The organism is Gardnerella sp. KA00127, from assembly GCF_049244125.1.
In the GTDB taxonomy this organism is placed as follows: Bacteria; Actinomycetota; Actinomycetes; order Actinomycetales; family Bifidobacteriaceae; genus Bifidobacterium; species Bifidobacterium swidsinskii.
The window spans coordinates 333869-350245 of record NZ_CP058377.1 but is presented as its reverse complement, the minus strand read 5'-3'; the positions used below and the strand labels follow the sequence as shown (position 1 = coordinate 350245).

The window sequence follows — 16377 nt, the reverse complement described above, 5'->3', positions numbered from 1 at the left end:
TATAAAACCAGCAATAAATAAAGCTAGCATTTATAATGCTTTAAGCAAGTAAAAGTCATTGCATTGTCATTTAAGAGCGCATACTCACGGTTTCGACTATCTCTTACAGCAAACATGCATGAATTACTGTCGTTAGTAAACGCAACCATATCTGTTAATTCAGGATCAGTTTTGCTTCTAGTACGAAGAGAGGCAACCAGCTTAAATTCGCCATTATTTAAAATTTTAAGAGGCACTTCAAATTCAACTTTTTGTCTTCCTGTTCCTTCTAGCTCAATTTTATCTGCTCCAGAATCATACGTGATTCCTCCACGTTTTATATCGTGCATTGCTACAGCTATAAAATATTTTCCAGGCTCATTGAATTCATATTCAATAGCAAAACGGAATTTTTCTTTACAACTAAGCAACTGCTTACTCAAAGGAACAATGCGCATAAATGGCACTCGCTCATTCAAACCAACAGCATAACCATCTTCACTTTCTCCGCCATTTTGGCTAGAAAGATTTTCTAGGGTGTAACGATTTGCAACATCGTCTTTATCTCCGTTAACAATCACTTCGCCATTCTTAATAAGAATAGCTTTATTGCAATAACGCTTTACTGCGTTCATATCGTGCGTAACGAGAATAACTGTTTTACTTACGTCTTTTTTAACCTTTGCAAAATATTCATCGCATTTTCTTTGAAAAGCTTCATCTCCAACTGCAAGAACTTCATCAAGTACTAGAATATCTCCCTGAGCTTGAATTGCAACTGAAAATGCAAGACGCACTTGCATACCAGAAGAGTAGTTTTTAAGTTTTTGATCCATAAACTCTTCAAGTTCTGCAAAATGCACTATATCGTCATACATGTTTTCAATTTGCGAGCGCGTAAAACCTAATAGTGCTCCATTTAAAAACACGTTTTCGCGACCGGTTAGTTCTGGGTTGAAGCCTACGCCAAGCTCAATGAATGGCACGAGTTTTCCGTTGACGTGTATGCGTCCGGAGTCTGGTACGTAGATTCCAGAGATGAGTTTGAGTAGGGTTGATTTGCCGCTTCCGTTGCGTCCTACGATGCCGAAGAAGTCGCCTTTGCGTACTTCAAAGTTGATATCACGCAGAACGTGCTGTTCTTTGTAGCCTTTGATACCACGCGTCCAATTAATAAACGCCTGTTTCAAACCGCTTGCTTGCTCAGTTGGTAGCTTAAAGTATTTGCCTACGTGTTCTACTGAAAGTACGACTGGTTGCAACTCTTCTTTTTCAGTATTTGTCAACTCAATCTCGCTCATTACATCACCTCAGCAAACTTACGATTGCACTTGCGGAACACTGCGACGCCGAGCACACACAAGATTACGGTTAATACTACCGGAACCATCATCAGCAAAGGAGACCCTACTAAATTCCACACAGTAGGCTGAGTAAGAGGTGCTACAAGATTGTGGCGCAAATCTTGAATACATTGTGCAATAGGGTTAAGTAACTGCACTTTTGCAATAACCGTTCCCCATCTTCCTAAAGAATTATTACCAATCACCATGCTTAGAGGGTAAATGATTGGCATTGCGTAAAACAGTACTTGTTGCGCCACGTCCCACAAGTGCGCAATGTCGCGAAAATACACGTACATAGTTGCTAGCAGCAGCGTTACGCCTAATGCTAATGCGTACAACTGTATACAATTCAAAGGAACTAATAGCACCCACCACGTAAATTGCACGCCTGAGCAGATGGCGAAAATGATTACTACCACAAGATTTATTGCAAAACTGATTAACGCGCCAACAGTTGCCGAAACCACCACAATATAGTTAGGAAAATGGATTTTACGCAGCAAATCTCCACGGTCTACCACCGCACGTAAACCAATCGAAGTAGCCTCGCCAAAGAACTGCCATGCGCTAATGCCAAGCAAAAGCACAACTGGATAGGTGGGCGTGCCATCCGACATTCGCAAAAACTTTGCAAACACTGCATACATTACGCAAAACAGCATAAGCGGTCGCAAAACCGACCACGCAACTCCCAAGAAAGACCCTTGGTAGCGCAATTTGAAATCAGTTTTCACCAGCTCTTTAAGAACCACCCACGAATAGTGGTATCTTGCGCGCAACTTATCTACAATGTTTTTCACAAGATATATAGTTTACCAGTTACTTACTCCATTTTGGATTGCGAATCCGTTTTGTGCACAGAACATACGCAATTGGCGACATGCTCCAAAGTTAGCGCAATTCGGTTGGAAATTGGTTTGATAACGAGATCTATTACAACTGCAACAACTGAAAGTGCTGCGTACGTACAAATTAAAGTAATTGCGTAAAGTAGCACTATGAGTGCGCTTGAGGAAGTTGTAGGAAGCATCCACGCCACGAACGTCCACAACGCTATGAAAATAAACATGTGCTCGTGAAGAAGGTACACTCCGAAAGTTGCTTTGGAAACGCGCAAAATTACAGTTCTTGCTAGTCCTTTAATTCGCAGCATATTTATTCGGTGTACGAGAATGAAAATACACATTGCAATAATCATTGGCAGTATTCCAATGCCGCCATGGATCTGCTGATCCCACGTAAGAACTCGCACAAACTTATTCCCGGACGAAGCAACATAGTCGAAAGCGAGCATAAGAACAGTAGATATTGCTACGCACGCACAAAGTCGCTTCGTAGTAAGTTTTTTTATTCCGCTACCGTACTGCGCAATAAAAGCTCCGGCTAAATATCCAAAAATTGCGTAAATAATATCGTTCCAAGTATAATTTTTGCCAAAATATAGCGGAATAAGTGAGATTGACGCAAGAAGTACCAGCAGCATAGCATGATTGCGCTGAGTCATGTGACTTATAAGAATGTTGATAAAAGGCATGAACATGAGCATGATTAAGTACGCGCTCATGAACCAATAGCTTCGGTAAGTAAATGGCGTCACATTCCATAACAGCGTGTAGACAAGTTCTTTTCCGTGAAGTAAGTTGCTCAAATTTTCCGGAAGTAAGCCAAAGCAGTCTGCTACGAAGGTTACTGCCAGCACGATAATGCAGTAGAAGAACATTTGCGCCCACGCTGCAAAAACGCGTCGGTAGCGGAAGGTTTTGCGACATAAAAAGTAGCCGGAAATAATAAAGAAGGTTGAGACACCAACTTGACCGTATTGTACGACTAAGAATTTAAGTGCTGAACGCAAGCCTGGAGCCGGCAAAAGTTCCATATTGAAACTGTGCTCGCGAATGTTCAAATGTATGATCATGTGGCAGGCCACAATCATAAGCATTGCAATAATTCGCAAGACTTCAACTTGCAGGTCTTTTTGCGTGCCATTTTGCAGGTCTTTGCTCGATTGTAATACCGCTTGAGCTTGTGCAGAAGACGCTACTTTTTGCGCTGATTGTTTCTGTTCTACTACCATATTTTCTTCTTCAAAATTTTCTTCTTCAAATTATCTGAATTGTAATTTACTAATAGTAACCAAATTGCAACTGATTCGTCTGTTACGTAAGTGGCGAGAACCAGGATTCGATACTTCTGTATATACTCGGCCTAGTGCCTTGAAGGTCTGAGTATCGTCCGTTGGCAAGGAGGTTTAAGGAACACAAGCCCACGCTGGAAATCACCAGAATAATCAAAACTTTGTGCATTAACTTAAAGTTGGCTTTAGAAGGCGACTCCTCGCCTGTTTCGTTGACGCAACCAGAAGGAACGTCAACCATGTGCGCGCAAGACGAGACTTTGTCTACAAGACTTGCAATCACCATAATTGCACACAACGCTAGCAGCCAGCCAAAATCACTAAAGTACCTGCTGGAAATTCCTACTACTTCCGCATCTAATACCATAAGCAGTATCGACAATGTTAAGCCGAGCGTAAAGAATCCAGCAAGCTGCTTTTTGCGTAATTGTTGCTTTACTACCGGGTACAGTACTACGGCTGCGCATACAGGAGAGTAAGCGAGTAGGCCGCCAAAGAATGGCTCCATAATGATTTGCCCGTGGAACATTGACGGCAGCACGGATTGTTCCATAAACGGAAAAACTGGCGTAATAGTAATAGGCTGGAACAGGTACATCCATACTCCCCATGGGATTCGCGCCCAAGAGTAGGAGCGGTGAACCATGTCAAAACCGGTGAGATTGTAGGTTGCACCAAAATCGAGTGGAGAACCGAAACGCGCGTAGTTGTACCAGCAGGCGGCTAAGCCTATAAGAATCATTGGTGCGATTACGCATATAGTATTGATTACGCTGCTTCGTTTGAAGGCAAAAAATAGACGGTACTTTACGATTTCTTCCTTAAAAATTACGAAAGCAAACAGTGACGCCAGAATAAATTGCGGTCTACACCATAGGTTTAGTGCAATACATACTGCTCCCAGAATGAGTAGCGACTTCCGTAAGTACGGGGTTTCAGAAAGAGCATCTTGAGTAGTTCGCGCTTGTAGCCACAATCCCAGTCCTAAGCAGGTGAAACACAATGATGACAGCATAGGAAGCGAGTAGATTTGCGGCAGATACACCTGAATTAGCACTCCGCTGGACATGAGCATAACGAGATGCGACAGCACAAGGAAGCCGAAGGATCGCTTTGGGAAGAAGCGTCGAAGTAATTGCACCATAAGATAGATAGAAGCAATTGCGAAAGCGACAGCAAAGAAGGCGACGGCGTAATCTGTACGCAAATCGTGGCCGGTAAGTACTTTGAACGGCACAAAAAGTAACAGTGCAGGAAGTGCGCCGAAGTAAGTAAAGTAGTGGCTTCCGTGGAACGCATAATCCCAGTAAGTTGGTTGACCAGTTTTTATCGACATGGCGTAGCGCGCGCCTGCATCGTAAGGGTTGCTCATATTCGGCAGCCAGTCAGGAACCGGCAGATCCAAGTACAGGTGACCTTTGAGCAGACTGTTGGCGAGGTGATTGTACTGGTTGGCGTCACATATAAAGCCGCCGTTATTACACACACCAGCTGTAAACATGTGTTGAGTACCAGTAACTTTCGTTACTCCAATAAGTATTGCGCACTGCACTAGCATTAACGCAACAAGCCACAACTGCTGCTTGCGCACACGCAAATCAAGTGCTTCTTTATAAATGCGCGAACGCGGAGCCAACGCGTATATCGCGTAAGCAATCAGCAACAACATCACGACACGAACAAGTGAAATATGTAACGGTCTACGCTGGTTCAACGCAAGATTAGCAATTGTAAAAGAATCGCCTTTCTGAAGCTTCGTGCTCAAACGCAAGCCCGCAACTTTATCAACCGCATGCACGCGCACATACTTCGTATCGTTCACATTCGACGTAACTGGCTGAGACGCAACTTGAATATAGGAAGTACTATTGCCGCCATCCAACACATACACAGCAATATCGAGTGTGCGAGTGTGAGGCGAACGCGTATCGACGTAAATGTTATTTATTTGAGAAGGCCGAGCGTAATGCAATTGTATGTATTGATCGTTTTTGCCGGTAACTGTATACACGTCGCCGTGACGCGTCAAACCTGCACCGATTGAAACTCTCTGAACAGGAGTTGGATTGAATCCTAACGATTCGATTGCCGGAAAGTTGAACCATACAAGTTCCAGCAGAAGCACAATAATAAGCGGCATAATTAGCGATATGCGTCGTAAAACAGAACGCATAGCGCGAGTACAATCGCGACTGCACTGTATCGCACTGCTTATTGCACCACTTATTGTGCTACTTACTGCACTACCAGCCATCGTTACGTTTCTTTCTGCCGCCACATCATTTACAGCAGTCGCATTACCGTTACTATTGCTCGTATCGCCCATATGCACACCTGTTAATTCCTTCGTACTATTGCCATTCTTAACGTTACTGTTTTGTAGAGTTACCGTTTTGTAGCGTTACATAACTCACTCAAGTCTGCCACAATCGATCGCATACGGATTTGAACAAATATCCTGCTCGATTACATCGTCAGTATGACTGCTATGCAAGGATTCACAGTCAACATGACGGAAGTGCGTAATAATATCCGACGGCAGCTGATAAATATCACCATACACGCGTTCCAAAATATCTTCCGATAACTGCGGTATAGCAACAGAAAAATCTTCAAAAGTTGCCATTTTTACTGGAAACATTTCGACACATTGTGCAATATACAAATTCTCAGCATCAACATTATCCAAACCGTACACCACGTTGTGCGCGCAAGACTTACTCACCACAAGCCCCTGGTTTACAGCCTTCTTTTGGAAACTCTGAAAAATCTGTTCAATATCAGCAGTGTATTCGCCGCCCTGCTCAACATAACCGCGGTCAAGCCATGTGTTGAAAAAAGTCTGCGAACGCAACTCTTGCTGCAAATCCTTACGCAAAGACACAAAACTCTGCTGCTGTTCAGACGTCAAATCAGGCGCGTAATCGTAGAAGAAAATATCCAAAAAACAAGGATTACTATTATTCGCGTAACGGAACCGCAACTGACGGCAGCACGCGTACGGATCGTACACGAGCACCGCACGGTAGCGCGCGCACAACGCGGCATCCTCACGCAACATCGTTAACAGCTTATCGATATCCTCTCGCATCATACCCAAGTCAACATCGTCATCCCAAGGTATAAACCCACGATGACGCACGCAACCGAGCAGCGTACCAAAATCAGCCCAATACTGAAGATTATGCTGCTGCGCAATCTGCGTAAACTCGCTCAGCAGCGACGCGCAACCACGTTGTATAACGCGCATAGAACCTGTAGCTTTCGGCAAACTAAGGAAGAAACGCTTATGTGCATCCACGCTACTTTCGCCATCTTTCCTATAGTTTGACCAAGCCATAATCGAAGACTGCTCACGATTCGTCAAAATCTCCGCACGCAACGACTTCTCAACGTTATACTGTCCAACCTCAAGATGAGCGCAGCGAGCGTCGACACATTCTTGCAATCGAGAAATTTGCGTTTGAATAGTGCTCAGCTGCTCGCGCACTTCCACAATAGAGCGTTTTGACGAAGGGAGTCTGCCTATTATCCAACTCACTATGCGACGTAACTGCGAAACCATAAGTTCATTACTCCCTCATTATTTAAAAACATACTTGCTATAGCGTACTGCTATAAACTGTTGCCACAATGCAATACAGGTTTATCATACTCCGTTGCGATTATTTTTCGGAAGCCACCACTACCGTCCCCGCAATTATCACCACGCAACAAACCCACGCAATAAGCGGCGGAATCGTTTGAGAAAGTAACGCTGCTGCAATCATGCTCCACACCGCGTACGTAATATTTCCAGCCATAGCGCGCGTCGCACCAACCTGAGCAATACCGCGGTAGTAGCACAAGTAGGAAGCAGTACCAAGTAACGCTATAAATATAGCTAACGCAATAAAGCCGGCTGATTGCATAATCTTTACACTAAAAACCGGCAGTATCGTACACAACGGCACAATGAGTAAGGCGTACGACAGTGCGGAAACAGTTTCGCGCACGTGCAGCATTACTTCGTCGTCCACGCTTTGCTTTCTAGTAGCCCACGCGCAAGCAACGGCTTCACTTCCCCAACCAATAACACTGAAAATAGCCGCAATCAAACCTAAGACTATGCTGCCCGGAGAGAAGACAGTTGCGGTTGAAGATTCCACGCAAGAACAGTAGCCAAGCACTCCTACCGCAATAAGCGTTACAGCAAAAGCACAATATTTCAACGCACTTAAGCGTTCGCACAACACAATAGAAGAAAGTACTATGCCAAAAGCCGGGTACAGTGCGGAAATCGCAGCAGCGTAACCGGCACCAATATTGCTTGCCGCAATAGCGTAACCGGTCATACCAATTGGGCCTCCAAGAAGCGAACTCAACACAATAGGCACAATCAATTTCGTACGTTTGCAAAGAGCAACAGTTTCGCGCAACTTTGAACGACAAGCCATATAAATCCACAATATTACAGCGCACACAACGTCGTGAACGCAAGCACCCACAACGCCCACATACCATACTGCAGAAGGTGTTAAACCATGAACAGATAACGCAACCAATACCGCAAGCAAAGCAGTGTCGACTCCCCAAAAAAGGCCGCTTATTAAGGAATATTTCATAAAATCACACCTTTGCTACAGAGCCTGCAGACCCGTCACAACCAGCAGATTCAGAGGATTCAGCGGATACGGCACCATATTCGCTCGAAGCGCGGTCGACATAACGTTTCGCATAACGGTAATACAAATAACGACAGTCACCTACAGGCTCCCCCTCAGCCTCTTTTACCAACGACCACAAATACCAACACCACCCCGCAAAACCAACGTACGCCATGCAATGACGACGCTCAGCACAAGTAGGATTGCGCTCAAAATACTCCGCTAGAACCGCGTCAAATTCCTGCTCATTAAGCGCGTCAGACACGCACAACGTACCCAAATCCTGCGCATAATCCGACATCCCCGCATACTCCCAATCAATCAGATGGTAGCGTCCAGCAACATCCACAAGCACATTCGCACCCAATATATCGTTGTGCGCCAAGCAAATTTTTTGACAAGCATCTTTACTCACGCACTCATGCAAACAATCAACCTTATGAAGCAAAGCGTCAGCACCCTCAGGCAACGCAACACGGCGAGCGCGCAAATCGCGCAAATAACGCTGAGATTCCTCATAAAAATCGAAGCATCTACTCACCGTAGCACCACTGTTGTGAAGCTTACGAATCAGACACATACCTTCGCGCAAATCGCAAGAATCGTGAAAATCAGCGGTACGACAACCTTTCAAAAAATGCGAAATTTTCCAGCCGTATTTCGGATCATCCGCAACCAACGTACCGTCCAAACCAAGGCGCTGCGCCGCACGCAAAGCCTCATCCTCAGCCTGGCGATTCACCAACACATCCGTGCCAACCCCCGGATGACGGTACACATACTCGTTAGAACCAACCATAAAATGGCAAGAAAGATTCGTCAAACCATTTTTCAACGGGTAAACGTCGCGAATATCCGACTTTTTGCAACCAAGCACCTTAACGATGCGGTCAAAAACTTCACTGTCAACATTTTCCAAAAACAGCGGATCAAACTCGCGAAGCTCATCTAACGAATCGAACTCGTGAATAATCGGCGCATCGTAGCGGCGCATGCGCATATCAAGCTCGTCTAAATGCTCAATCAAAATGTCTTCCCACAACTTGCCAGCAGTCTGCGGCAAATCATATTCCGCACGCAAAATTCGCACAAACTTAGCCGAAAATTCGCTGTCAAAATACACGTGACCAATCATGTACCACGCATCACTGCCACCAATAGTTACCGAAGTAATGCGATCGTGCGCACCTACACTCATACACCACTCTTTAGTGCGGCCCCGCTGATATTGCGCAGAATAGTAAGCCTTCCACACGTATGGTTCAAAAGGATTTTCGTCGAAATAATTGTCAGAAGAACAAATATACGTGTTACTTAAAAGGTGAGCAACAGCCATGATTGAACTGTTGTTGTTACGCTCACGATATTCCTTATTTGGCACGATTTTTACGCAAAAATCGCCTTTAGTAAACTTGTCTTCCAAATAGAAGAAACGTTCCTGCTTGTAGCCAACCACCACGCTAATATCTTTAATTCCTGCCGCTTGTAATTGACGAATTTGTCGTTCCATAAGCACTTCGCCGCGCACAGTGAGTAAACCTTTTGGCAATTCGTAAGAAATCGGGGAAAAGCGGGAGGAAAGGCCAGCTGCCATGATCACCGCATTGTGGACGCGATGCGGTTCGAGTGCGGTAAGACCTTTTGATGTAACTTCACCATTAACAACAAACCCATGCTGAATAGCATCGCGTAACGCACTATTTACTGTGCCTAATGAAAGCTTCGTATGCTCAGCTATAGTACGTTGATTACTTCCTGGCAAACGTTGCAATGCTGATATTACAGCAAATTCGTTATGAGTTAATGCTGAATATGCTTCCATAACAGTGTCTCCATGCACTAGTCGAGGTGCATAATGATGACTCTATACATTTTGTTGCATTAGTATAGTATGCACAAAGGTGTTCAAAAAATAATTATTATTAGTTTATTTTGAACATTTGACACTGTTTGCAGCATACACTTTTATACGTATTGCATGCCACCATAACTATTCTTAATACTCACATTCATTACATAACTTGAAAAAATTACATAACACTTGCCACACAGTATAGCAGACTATATGCGCAAGTACTACGCACAGTACTGCACACTGCCACATAAACGCAAATAGATTGTTGCACTACAATCCACAACAATAGGTAAGATAACAGTGATATGCACATAGTATAAGAACATTACTGCTCATTCCATGCGCACCATTCGCCATTATGAAGGGACATATTATGACTTCTGTCGCAGTGCTGCTGCCGTGCTATAACGAGGCAATCACCATTGAAAAAGTTGTTAAAGACTTTAAGGCGGCACTTCCAGAAGCAACGATATACGTGTACGACAACAACTCAACGGACAATACTGCAAAAATAGCCAAAGAAGCAGGTGCTGTAGTTCGCAAAGAACCTAGACAAGGCAAAGGCAATGTGATTCGTGCAATGTTCCAAGACATAGACGCAGATGTTTACGTAATGGCAGACGGCGACGACACATATCCCGCTGAAGCGGCACCAAACATGGTCGCCAAAGTTATTGAAGGCTACGACATGGTTATTGGCGACCGTCTAAGTTCTACGTATTTCCAAGAGAATAAGCGACCATTCCACAATTTTGGAAATCGTTTAGTTAGAGGCGCAATCAACACGCTTTTCCACGCAAAAGTAACTGATATTATGACAGGCTATCGCGCTTTTTCTTTTTCATTCGTAAAGACTTATCCTGTACTTTCGCGCGGATTCGAAGTTGAAACAGAAATGACTATTCATTCACTCAACAACAATATAAAACTGTACGAAATGCCAATTCAGTATCGTGACCGCCCAGAAGGATCAGTTAGCAAGCTAGACACAGTTGGAGACGGTATTCGAGTGCTTTCAACCATTTTTCACATGATTCGCGAATACAAACCAATGCCTTTCTTTGGAACACTTGGCGTAATAATAACACTGTGCGGAGTAGGAGCATGCATGCTTCCATTCATAGAATTTTGGCGCACACACCTAGTAACACGCTTCCCTACTCTAATTGGTGCTGTAATGCTAATTATTACAGGATTACTATTCTTTATTTCCGGAATTATTCTTGAGATTTTAGCCAAAAATGAGCGCAAACGTTTTATAGAACAAGTAAACCTTTTTGATTACATAAAAAGAAATAGAAAGTAGTAACCTGTGCGAGCCGTCATAAAAAACAATCTTAAACTAAAAACTTATTTGCCATATATAGTGTGCTTTGTTATAAGCGGACTAATAACACTAATGTTTTTTAGTAACTTATTTCAAGCATCCGAATTAGGATTTAAAACACAAAGCATAAATTTAAGCACAGTAAAAGAAGTAAAAGCTGAACAAGCAGAAGACTCTACAAACGCAAGCCGTGATGAAATATATGCAAAATACAAAAATGACGGCGTACATATATCTAAAAATGGCGCAGATGTAGAATTCACAAACTTAAACACGTACAGCAAAACATTAGAGATTTCGCTACAACAAACAAAACCAGTTTATTACGTAACTGGAAGCGTAGAATTAGAAGACTTTGGTGTAGCTCCTGGATACGCTTTAGCTAGCCAATTTAAAATAACAACAGGAAAATTTAATACGACTAAAGTACGTTTAGAAAGTCACGGAAAACTAAACAAAATAAAATTACACTTTAATGAAACGCCAAACGGAATCGTTGTTAAAAATATAACAATTAATCCAAAATACAAGTTGCACATAAACTATGGAAAATGGGCTATATTATTCGTTTTTGGATCCGCGATTATAACTATACGTAAGAAAAAATGGCACAAAATAGCCTATACTCAAGGAGATCGAGCTCAAACCATAATTTTTTGGGCTTTGTGCGCAATAGTAACCGGATTCTCACTGTATATTTGGCTCCGATTAAACACTTATAATCGAATACGCGTTCCACTCTCCTACGATAAATACGATTTTATAGACGGAAACCCATATACAGAGCAGTTAAAAGCCTGGAAACAAGGATCGCTATCTTTGCTACAAGACCCACCAAATGGCTTATTGCATTCAACAAACCCATTTAGCATTGGCAAAAGAATGCAATTAGTGCGCGAGGGAACTCCTGCAATATGGGATGTTGTGCTGCATAATGGCAAATATTATTGCTACTTTGGAATAGTACCGTTTATTTTAACTTATTTGCCGTTTAACGCTTTGTTCCCAGCTTGGATGCCGAGCGCAATAATGGTCACAACATTATTTGCAGCAATTACAATACCAGCATTATTTGCATTGTGGAAAGAAATAATAACATTCTTTGAAATACGAATAAACTACTGCTCAATGCTGCTTATAGGAGCAGCCTTACCATTTGGATGCCTTGTTTTTTATCTGCAAGCATCTGCATCGATTTACTACATTCCTATGGTAAGCGCTATATTTTTCGGAACATTATTTGTTTACGCATCACTGAAAGCCGTAAGGCTTAAGACTAAATTTGCTCAGTACGCATTATTTGCTTTAGCTGGATTAAGCTTAGCTTTGCAATGCGGTTGTAGACCAAATTCTTGCATTTCCACAGTTGCGTTTATAGCTCCACTGTTTATTGCTTTACTGCTTAACAACTCCAGAAGCGTAGTAAATAAAGTATCTGCAGCTTTAAGCTTCCTAACTCCTGCAATAGCTGGGTTTGCCGGAATCTTAGTATATAACTACTTGCGTTTTGGTTCATTCTTTAACTTTGGTAACGAAGAACAATTAACAAATTTTGACTTGCGATTTAATCGTATAGCATTTGACCCTCTAAAAATCAAAGACTTGTTAATAAACTTCTTTATAAAGCCACCAAGCATAGATACGGAATTCCCGTATATTACAATAACCAGCTCAAACATTTCGGATTATGGAAATAGTTTCTTTAATCACATGACATTTGGTCTGCTATCAATACCACTTATTTGGGGCATTTTCTTAATAAGACGCAAGTACATGCAAAAAATCGAATACATAATGTGCTTAAGCGGAATAACATTCTCGATTATGTTAATCTACGTAAACTACTGCTTAGGCGGCAGCCTTTACCGTTATTATTGCGATTCAATAATAATTCTTATGATTATTGCATCTATTGGTTTTGCTAGAAGAAATTGCTCAGCTAATCAAGATGCGCAGTTGCAATTAGATAAAGAAAATGCATGCAACAATATCGAATTGAATAGGAACCAAATGTCTACTCAAACTCTAATCGTTGCATGCACTACATTAACGATAGTATTAGGATTCTTGCTTGTATTTGCAAATCACACAGAAGCTGCGAATGAAATACAATACACAAATCCAGATGCTTTTATTGCATGGAGCCAAATGCTATCAGTGGGCTTCTAACACAACATTCTGGCACTTTTGATGCCATAAGCCATTGCCATCATTGTGTTCATCTTCAATAGGCGCGCCGACCTTCTTAAAGTCACCGCGCGCATAATAATCCTTGCGAAGATTGAACATGATAACGAACTTCTTGTCTGTGCCATGCGTCCAAACATCACCATTCTGGCAACGCTGACGCCACCAGCCAGCACCCAAATTCTCCTCATCAGCAACAGGAGCACCAAGCCAACCAGCACCACGATGCCTATAGTAAGAATCACGAAGAGCAAACATGATAACAAACTTCTTATCCCTACCATGCGTCCAAACATCACCATTCTGGCAACGCTGACGCCACCAGCCGCCGCCCATGTTTTCCTCTTCGGCAACAGGAGCGCCAAGCCAAGCAGCACCACGATGTCCTTGGTAAGAGTCGCGTAACTCAAACTGAATCACGTACTTAATGTCTCTGCCATGCGTCCAAACATCACCATTCTGGCAACGCTGACGCCACCAGCCAGCACCCATGTTTTCCTCGTCGGAAATAGGCGAGCCAAGTCGCGAATAGCTTCCGTGCTTATAGTAGGAGTCGCGCAATTCGTACTGGATTACGTACTTCTTATCTCGGCCTTGCGTAAACACATCGCCGTGCTTGCAGTGCTGACGCCACCAGCCAGCACCCAAATTCTCCTCATCAGCAACAGGAGCACCAAGACGACCATAACCACCATGCTTGTAGTAGGAGTCACGCAATTCGTACTGGATTACGTACTTCTTATCTCGACCCTGCGTAAACACATCGCCGTGCTGGCAACGCTGACGCCACCAGCCAGCACCCAAATTCTCCTCATCAGCAACAGGAGCACCAAGACGACCAGGACCGCCATGAGCATAATATGAATCGCGAAGCTCGTACTGGAGCACAAACTTCTTGTCTCCATTAGTCCATACTTCACGACGACCAAAACTCTTTACAGTCCAGCTACCATAGTTGCGCGTTTCTCCAGAAGGCTTAGACGAATTAGGCTTAGTAATAGTGCTACCAAACTCAGAAACACCATTGATTTCGCCGCCATCAGCCATGCCGAATGCGTTCAAATCAACGCGACCATCAATTCCGTCAACGCTGCCGTCGGAAGTGTACTGCCATCCGCGCAATGCTGTAGAAATAGGGAAGCCTACGCGAGAACCGTAGCTAGCAACCCAGCTTGTACGCTCGTGAATATACTGAGAATTTAATGGTCCTCTCAAATAATTTGCATAAGAGTAAACGCCGAGCTTATGGTAGCCTGCAGAAACTAACTGATTCCACCAGGAAGCAACAATATCCTGGTAAACGTATGGTGATGTTGGTGGTTTATGACCACTCCAGCTCCACTTTTCCAAATCGTAATAAACAGGATACGTTAAATCTTGAGGACTTACTCCAGCACCCTGCAAAAGATTTACAATGTCGGCACCTTCAGCAGCACCATCTTCAGCTTTTTCAGCATAGGAATACATGTAAATGCCGAATGGAATACCAAGACGCTTGCATTCGCTAATATTGCGCAAAGCTTGCTTGTCATATCCATTATCCCAGCCATAGCTAATACGAATAATCGCACCATCTACTCCAGAAGCTTTTACAGCATCCCAATCAATTTCTTTTTGATGCTCAGAAACATCAATAACCGCCTTAGCGTTATTAACGAACACATCATCATTTCCATCAATAAAAGCCGTAGTGCCATCAGCATCACTCCAATGCGCACCATACTCATTATCAATAAACGAGCTTTGATACGCAGTGCCAGAATGTGATTGAATAATAGGCTTAACAACACTTTTGGTATGCACATTGGTATGCACATTAGCACGCACATTTGCATGCACATGTTCAATCGATGAAGATTTTTGCGGCGCAACGACATTCATAGTGAAAGCAGTAGCAGCCGACACTAATCCAGCTAATACACGTACGATAATCTGTCCCACGAGTCCTCCAGACATGTTTTTTACGTGTCTCTCCGCTATTACCATAGCAATAGCACCCTAATAGCAAGCATAAATTCAATGAAAATGTGAAAACAATATGCAAAACATGTGATTTTCACAAAAAACTGAAATAAATAAACCATTAAAAAGAAAATTGCAAAACGTAAAGCAAAAATAAAAAAATGGAGCGGACGACGGGAATCGGACCCGCGTAATCAGTTTGGAAGACTGAGACTCTACCATTGAGCTACGTCCGCAATTACGCACCATATTTGCACGAAATATTCACGCACAAATATCGACTCGTTCAAGTATACAGATGCTTGTGACATCGACACAAGTGCACAAAACATATTTTTCTTATAATGTAGCTTTTCTTATAAGACTTCAAGCATTACAACAGCTGATGCAAAAGCTGAATTATCGTCTAATAATCCGTCATGACTAAGCGAAATATGCCAACGAATATTATCTATGTGCTCACTACTATCTACACACTCGCTGGACGCACTGAAAAGCGATTTTACAAGTTGCGAATGCACATCTGAGCTGAGAATAATGCGTGGGCAACCATGGGAATCGTTAAGAATCTCAATACTCGCCCATGGCATGTTATCCAGAGTATATGGATAAGGGTTATTTATTGTGCATAACGCCTCGGACCACGCTTTAATCACAGCTTCTTTGCCAGCCCAGCGTGCTGCAATATGTAAAGCTCTCTCATCATTCTTCACTTGCGCACGAAGATCACATTGTCGAAGCTCTCGCACAGAAAACAGCGCACGCCAACCATTGCCATCCTGCATCTGTTCAGCAAACTGCGCAACGTTTACCAAGTCGTGCCCTATTCCTGCAATCATAAACACCTACTTTTAACACACATACCTACTTTTCTATGTTCTACGCAAAAATACTATATAAAATCTTGTATAAAATATATTTAAATCAACAATCACTTACGC

The 16377-nt window shown here is 42.9% G+C and carries 11 protein-coding genes and 1 tRNA gene; 2 read left to right on the top strand and 10 right to left on the bottom strand.

Translation table 11 applies throughout. From position 1 onward, the window contains the following. Positions 1–23 precede the first annotated feature (23 nt). The 7 genes from HXT48_RS01320 to HXT48_RS01290 all read right to left on the bottom strand — a co-directional run bounded on the left by HXT48_RS01320 (position 24) and on the right by HXT48_RS01290 (position 9927). The gene (locus tag HXT48_RS01320; protein ID WP_033888481.1) at positions 24–1280 is read right to left on the bottom strand and encodes an ABC transporter ATP-binding protein; all 1257 of its coding nucleotides are present in this window, start codon (positions 1278–1280) and stop codon (positions 24–26) included. Next, positions 1280–2125 (bottom strand): ABC transporter permease, encoded by an 846-nt coding sequence (locus HXT48_RS01315; RefSeq protein WP_004109231.1) that lies wholly within the window; start codon positions 2123–2125, stop codon positions 1280–1282. The genes HXT48_RS01320 and HXT48_RS01315 overlap by 1 nt, the downstream gene beginning before the upstream one ends. A gap of 23 nt (positions 2126–2148) precedes the next feature. After that, complete coding sequence (locus HXT48_RS01310) at positions 2149–3399, bottom strand: acyltransferase family protein (protein WP_103013908.1); 1251 nt, start codon at positions 3397–3399, stop codon at positions 2149–2151. Between the two features lie 82 nt (positions 3400–3481). Then, positions 3482–5785 (bottom strand): hypothetical protein, encoded by a 2304-nt coding sequence (locus HXT48_RS01305; protein WP_421793108.1) that lies wholly within the window; start codon positions 5783–5785, stop codon positions 3482–3484. Between the two features lie 84 nt (positions 5786–5869). Beyond that, positions 5870–7024, bottom strand: a complete 1155-nt coding sequence (locus HXT48_RS01300; RefSeq protein WP_421793107.1) for a LicD family protein — start codon at positions 7022–7024, stop codon at positions 5870–5872. A gap of 100 nt (positions 7025–7124) precedes the next feature. Beyond that, the gene (locus HXT48_RS01295) at positions 7125–8063 is read right to left on the bottom strand and encodes a DMT family transporter (protein WP_421793106.1); all 939 of its coding nucleotides are present in this window, start codon (positions 8061–8063) and stop codon (positions 7125–7127) included. A gap of 4 nt (positions 8064–8067) precedes the next feature. Further along, positions 8068–9927 carry a phosphotransferase gene (locus HXT48_RS01290; RefSeq protein ID WP_421793105.1) on the bottom strand — a complete coding sequence of 620 codons (1860 nt, stop codon included), beginning with the start codon at positions 9925–9927 and terminating at the stop codon, positions 8068–8070. Between the two features lie 406 nt (positions 9928–10333). On the opposite strand from HXT48_RS01290, the gene HXT48_RS01285 reads away from it, so the two are divergent. Together HXT48_RS01285 and HXT48_RS01280 are read left to right on the top strand one after the other, a co-directional pair. Beyond that, positions 10334–11266, top strand: a complete 933-nt coding sequence (locus tag HXT48_RS01285; RefSeq protein ID WP_012914461.1) for a glycosyltransferase family 2 protein — start codon at positions 10334–10336, stop codon at positions 11264–11266. Positions 11267–11359: 93 nt separating this feature from the next. Continuing rightward, positions 11360–13456: a hypothetical protein gene (locus HXT48_RS01280; protein WP_410310305.1), complete on the top strand. Its 2097-nt coding sequence runs from the start codon at positions 11360–11362 to the stop codon at positions 13454–13456. On the opposite strand, the gene HXT48_RS01275 is transcribed toward HXT48_RS01280, so the two are convergent. The 3 genes from HXT48_RS01275 to HXT48_RS01265 all read right to left on the bottom strand — a co-directional run bounded on the left by HXT48_RS01275 (position 13442) and on the right by HXT48_RS01265 (position 16275). Continuing rightward, positions 13442–15460 (bottom strand): GH25 family lysozyme, encoded by a 2019-nt coding sequence (locus HXT48_RS01275; RefSeq protein ID WP_421793104.1) that lies wholly within the window; start codon positions 15458–15460, stop codon positions 13442–13444. The genes HXT48_RS01280 and HXT48_RS01275 overlap by 15 nt on opposite strands. 138 nt (positions 15461–15598) lie before the next feature. Next, positions 15599–15672, bottom strand: a tRNA-Gly gene (locus HXT48_RS01270). A 120-nt stretch (positions 15673–15792) separates the two neighbouring features. Next, positions 15793–16275, bottom strand: coding sequence for a holo-ACP synthase (locus tag HXT48_RS01265; protein ID WP_004109204.1), 483 nt, complete (start codon positions 16273–16275; stop codon positions 15793–15795). Between the last annotated feature and the right edge of the window lie 102 nt (positions 16276–16377).

Bases quoted from the DNA above. Each gene is read 5' to 3' on its own strand.
- HXT48_RS01320 (WP_033888481.1), bottom strand. From the start codon at position 1,280: ATGAGCGAGATTGAGTTGACAAATACTGAAAAAGAAGAGTTGCAACCA.
- HXT48_RS01310 (WP_103013908.1), bottom strand. From the start codon at position 3,399: ATGGTAGTAGAACAGAAACAATCAGCGCAAAAAGTAGCGTCTTCTGCA.
- HXT48_RS01305 (WP_421793108.1), bottom strand. From the start codon at position 5,785: ATGGGCGATACGAGCAATAGTAACGGTAATGCGACTGCTGTAAATGAT.
- HXT48_RS01300 (WP_421793107.1), bottom strand. From the start codon at position 7,024: ATGGTTTCGCAGTTACGTCGCATAGTGAGTTGGATAATAGGCAGACTC.
- HXT48_RS01295 (WP_421793106.1), bottom strand. From the start codon at position 8,063: ATGAAATATTCCTTAATAAGCGGCCTTTTTTGGGGAGTCGACACTGCT.
- HXT48_RS01290 (WP_421793105.1), bottom strand. From the start codon at position 9,927: ATGGAAGCATATTCAGCATTAACTCATAACGAATTTGCTGTAATATCA.
- HXT48_RS01285 (WP_012914461.1), top strand. From the start codon at position 10,334: ATGACTTCTGTCGCAGTGCTGCTGCCGTGCTATAACGAGGCAATCACC.
- HXT48_RS01280 (WP_410310305.1), top strand. From the start codon at position 11,360: ATGTTTTTTAGTAACTTATTTCAAGCATCCGAATTAGGATTTAAAACA.
- HXT48_RS01275 (WP_421793104.1), bottom strand. From the start codon at position 15,460: ATGGTAATAGCGGAGAGACACGTAAAAAACATGTCTGGAGGACTCGTG.
- HXT48_RS01265 (WP_004109204.1), bottom strand. From the start codon at position 16,275: ATGATTGCAGGAATAGGGCACGACTTGGTAAACGTTGCGCAGTTTGCT.